Below are 595 nucleotides of genomic sequence, written 5' to 3'. Positions count from 1 at the left end.
ATGAAACTGACTCCGAACACTTCTGGCAAAATATATATGCTTTTTACCTATGCTTAAATAGCAGAGACTTTGATGAAGTAAATGATTTTTTTGAACCAAATTACCCATGCAGCACTGATGTAAGAAATTATTTAAATAGAATTAAAAGTAAATACGACTCTAAATTCTACTTGGATGAAATAAAGAAAAAATTTCCATCAGCGGGAATATTTAAGTTGTAATGTGAAATTTAGTGGGTATATATGGCTACTCCTTTTAATTTGATATAAAATATACAGGACACCCACCAAAATTTGACAGAAGTCGCCTTTCAACTTTTACTTAAAAAGTGACTTTTTGACTAGGAGGGTGTCATGTCCTACCTCGAAAACAGCTCATTTGTGCTGAATCTACGCCCTACTATCACGTCACCAGCCGCTATGTTCGGCGCGCCTTTCTTTTTGGTTATGACAACTACGCAAACCGCAGCTACGAGTACTGTAAACCTTGGTTGCTCGATAAAGCAAAACAACTGGCAAGCTGACAGCTTAATCACCGAAACCGACCACTAAGGCGACTAAGACACCCCACAAGAAGTTACCAATGCGCTGGGCCA

2 protein-coding genes are annotated in these 595 nt (G+C 38.3%); both read left to right on the top strand.

Annotation, left to right across the window (positions count from 1 at the left end; genetic code table 11):
• On the top strand, nt 1-221 hold a 221-nt coding region (locus D1Z90_RS21865), incomplete at its 5' end, for a hypothetical protein (protein WP_232525344.1).
• Nucleotides 222-353: 132 nt separating this feature from the next.
• Nucleotides 354-551 carry a hypothetical protein gene (locus D1Z90_RS20985; protein WP_119912680.1) on the top strand — a complete coding sequence of 66 codons (198 nt, stop codon included), beginning with the start codon at nt 354-356 and terminating at the stop codon, nt 549-551.
• Nucleotides 552-595: the final 44 nt, after the last annotated feature.

The organism is Motilimonas pumila, assembly GCF_003596335.1.
GTDB classification, from domain to species: Bacteria; Pseudomonadota; Gammaproteobacteria; order Enterobacterales; family CBDFNC01; genus Motilimonas; species Motilimonas pumila.
The sequence above is the reverse complement of the archived record's forward strand: the minus strand, read 5'-3'. Positions and strand labels throughout refer to the sequence as shown.

Coding starts and splice junctions, on each gene's coding strand:
- D1Z90_RS20985 (WP_119912680.1), top strand. CDS start 354: ATGTCCTACCTCGAAAACAGCTCATTTGTGCTGAATCTACGCCCTACT.